Here is a 3825-nt window from a genome sequence, read left to right as displayed (position 1 = left end):
CTGTTCCTAACGGTAGCCTTACTGATATGACTATTAATGTAAAAAAGCACATTACTATTGATCAGGTGAATGAAGCTTTTTTCGCTTTCGCGAAAGCGAATCCTAACATATTTTCCTACACAAACACGCCATTAGTCTCCATTGATATTTCTGGTAGTCCTTTTTCTTGTATTTATGATGCTGAAATGACAAGTGTCATAGGTAAAATGGTAAAGATTATAGGATGGTATGATAATGAAAGCGGTTATTCAAACCGTTTAAGAGATATAGTATTATACGCTAATAAATTAAACAATCTAAAAAGATAAGTTAAAAAACATCGATAAACGGTATGTTGAAATGGATAATCTTGTTTATTTAGTGATTTTTCATTTACAAAAGATATATTTGTTTATTAACATTAGAAAGTGTCTTTAAGGCTGTTACATAAAATATTTGTGCTTGTATTGCTGTTAGGAGTTTCCATAAGCTCCTTTGGCCAGAGTGATACTGTATCTACTTCTAGCCAGCAAATTGCAGTTGACGCTATTTTAGAAAAAGCGCATATTGCTCTTCAAAGCGCAGATTACAGTAAGGCTAATGTCCTAATCAACAGTGCTTCAGAAATCGCAAAAGATTCCATCATCCATTCACAAACGGAGATGGTTAGGATTTCATACTATCAAAATACCAGACAGCTTTCTAAAGCAGAAGAAGCTATCAAAAGACTATCATCTACTTTAGATAATAGTTCGCAAGAATTTGCTCAATTATTGTTATTAAAAGCAGATTTACTTATACAATCAAATGATTTAATACTTGCTAAAGACGCTATATCTGATGCTCAAATCATACTCACGCAAACACCTAATGAAAAACTAGAGGTATTATTGAAATTGCGTAAGGCAGAGTTGGACCTTAAAATAAAAAATTACACATCTGCCAAAGAAACTCTTACTACTTTAATACCTATTTTCTTAGAGAATAAGCAGTATTACTATGCCTCAAGAGCACAACATGACGTAGCAGAAGTCTACATAGAAAATGGAGATTATAATGATGCAACAAGCATCTTAACAAATTGTATCGCTCTGGCAGAGAAATACAACTTCAGTCACATTCTCAAAAATGCCTATTTAAGATATTCTCAGCTATTAAAATTAGATGAACAATTTAAAGAAAGTATTTATTATTTAGAAAAATATACAGAACTAACTGGTTCAGAAACAACTGCTATACAAGCCACTGCTAATAATATCGAAATTGAAAAATTAAGAAAAGAAAATGAAGCCTTACTAGCGTCAAATACCGAAAAGACTAAAGAACTAAGAGGAGTAGATACCAGTTATATCTTACTTTGTGTATTTATCACCCTATTATCGTTACTTACTTTATCACTATTCAAAAACAATAAATTAAGGGCAAAAAGTAATAATGTTTTAGAAGATAAAAACTCTGCATTGATTGATGAAAGGGACAGAGCTAAGGATGCTGCAAAAATTAAAGCCGACTTTCTTTCTACAATTACACATGAATTAAGAACACCACTTTATGCAGTTACTGGATTAACACATTTATTATTAGATACTAAGCCTAGAAATGATCAGAAAGAACATCTAGAAACTTTACAATCATCTGGAGAATACCTTTTATCTCTTATTGACAACATACTTGACTTTAACAAATTAGAGGCAAATAAAGTAGAGCTCGAAGCAATTCCATTTGATTTAAGTAAAAGAGTACATGACATAGGATCTTCACTTAAAGGTCAGGCTACAGACCAGAATAACAACTTACACATCGAGTATGACAACTCTATTCCTGCTAGGCTGCAGGGAGATCCTGTGAAGATTTCTCAAATACTTATTAATCTGATAGGCAACGCTATCAAATTCACTAAAGACGGTGATATTTATGTAAGAGTAAATAATAAAAGCTCCACTGCTGATAAGTGTTTAGTACATTTTGAGATAGAAGATAATGGTAAAGGAATATCAGAAGAGAAGCAACAAGCTATTTTTGAAAACTTCACACAAGAAGGTAGTAGTACTACTCGAGAATATGGAGGCACCGGTTTAGGTTTGGCAATTGTTAAAAACCTTGTCACTTTAATGGGTAGTGAAATTATTCTCAATAGTGAGGTAGGAAGTGGTAGTAAATTTTCTTTTGAAATATGGTTTGATGTACCAGATACTAATAAATTCTTTGATGAGAACCAGTTTTCAAAAAGAAGTACCAAAACCTCTCATAAACCAAATAAAAGAAAACTTTCCATCGAGGATCATACTAAAACAATTCCTGTAAGTGAAAATAAAATTGACGAAGTGAACGAACCTAAAATGGAAGTTCCTTCACATAAAGAAGAGGTAATAAGCACAAAACAAGCTACTCCTGCAGAACTATCAAATAAGTTAATACTTGTAGTAGAGGACAATAAAATCAATCAAATGATCACTAGGAAAATTCTAGAATCTAAGAAATTTTCTTGTGACGTAGCAAATAACGGACTTGAGGCTGTAGAAGCAGTGAAAAGTACCAATTATGATTTGATCTTAATGGATATTCACATGCCTATTATGGACGGTAAAGAAGCTACTAAAAACATTAGATCTTTTGATCCCGAGATACCTATTATAGCACTTACCGCTGTGACTTTGAGTGAGTCAGAAAAAGACTTTTATGAAATAGGTTTTGATGATATTATTCCTAAACCGTTTAAAATTGAAGAGTTTTTTGAGAAAATTCAAAAAGCTTTTACAAATTTTGAAGTATTATAGTTGAGGCTTAGCATCTATGAAGCTTGTTCTTATAGGTAAATAATATACATTCTCCAGACGGTACTGTTTCAATCTTATGTAGTCTTTCTCTGTAGTTATTATTAAACTTTTAGTTCTGAACATTGTAATTTCTTCATTTGAGAAGTAATGATGATCCTTAAACTGTAAATGTGTTACAGTAACAAACTGAGATAGATGCTGCACAAACGTTTGTGGCTTTGCGATTCCTGTTACTATAGTTACAGCCTGATCTTTTAAACTATTCAAGGCTATCGCCCGTTCCTCATTGTGAATATAATTATCATATCGAATAGTAGAAAAATATAAACTTTGTGATGAGCTTAGTTTTAATTTGCTTGCTATCTTCTCGCGATCTACCAGTGATAAGTCTACAGGACACTTTGTAACAATGACTGTGTTTGCTCTTTTAGCACCTCTTGAAGACTCTCGTAGGTTTCCTGCTGGTAAAATGTAATCATCAACATAGAGCTTGTCATAACTTGTTAACAGTATGTAATGACTAGCTTTTACATGTCTATGTTGATAAGCGTCATCAAGAAGTATAATGTCTAAGTCATGATTTTTAAGCAAACTGTTTATTCCATCCACGCGTTTCTCACACACGGCGCTCACTATCGCATCCCTGAATTTCATTTTAATTTGCAACGGCTCATCTCCTACTCGCTCTGGTGAATCCTGTTCATTCAGTTCTATGTAACCAGTCGTTTTTCTACCATAACCACGACTTAAGACTGCTACTTTTTTATCAGAATGAACTCTAATTAAATATTCTATCATGGGTGTTTTTCCTGTTCCACCAGTACTCAAATTACCCACCGCAATTATAGGTATCTCAAATTGTTTTTGATCCATTATTCCCAGATCAAAAGCCCAATTGCGCAGGGAAGTGATCCCATCATATAGAACTGAAAATGGATATAATAAGAGACGTAATTCTTGCATGAGTTCAAAAGTAAGTTAATTTTACAACAGACTTGAATACCCTTATTATGAAAATTAAAGATGTTATCTCTCAATTAGAATTACTCGCTCCTCGACATTATGCCGA

General features: G+C 32.9%; 2 protein-coding genes and 1 pseudogene. 2 read left to right on the top strand and 1 reads right to left on the bottom strand.

Annotation, left to right across the window (positions count from 1 at the left end):
- Together A9Q93_RS04015 and A9Q93_RS04010 are read left to right on the top strand one after the other, a co-directional pair.
- Positions 1-308 (top strand): annotated as a pseudogene (locus A9Q93_RS04015) (type I glyceraldehyde-3-phosphate dehydrogenase); the annotation flags it as partial.
- Positions 309-437: 129 nt separating this feature from the next.
- Entirely contained in the window at positions 438-2756 is a 2319-nt protein-coding gene (locus A9Q93_RS04010; protein ID WP_303686086.1) for an ATP-binding protein, read from the top strand.
- On the opposite strand, the gene lpxK is transcribed toward A9Q93_RS04010, so the two are convergent.
- On the bottom strand, positions 2751-3719 hold the full coding sequence (gene lpxK, locus A9Q93_RS04005; protein WP_303686085.1) for a tetraacyldisaccharide 4'-kinase: 969 nt from the start codon (positions 3717-3719) through the stop codon (positions 2751-2753). The genes A9Q93_RS04010 and lpxK overlap by 6 nt on opposite strands.
- Positions 3720-3825 lie beyond the last annotated feature (106 nt).

It is taken from the genome of Nonlabens dokdonensis (assembly GCF_002162835.1).
In the GTDB taxonomy this organism is placed as follows: Bacteria; Bacteroidota; Bacteroidia; order Flavobacteriales; family Flavobacteriaceae; genus Nonlabens; species Nonlabens dokdonensis_B.
The sequence above is the reverse complement of the archived record's forward strand: the minus strand, read 5'-3'. Positions and strand labels throughout refer to the sequence as shown.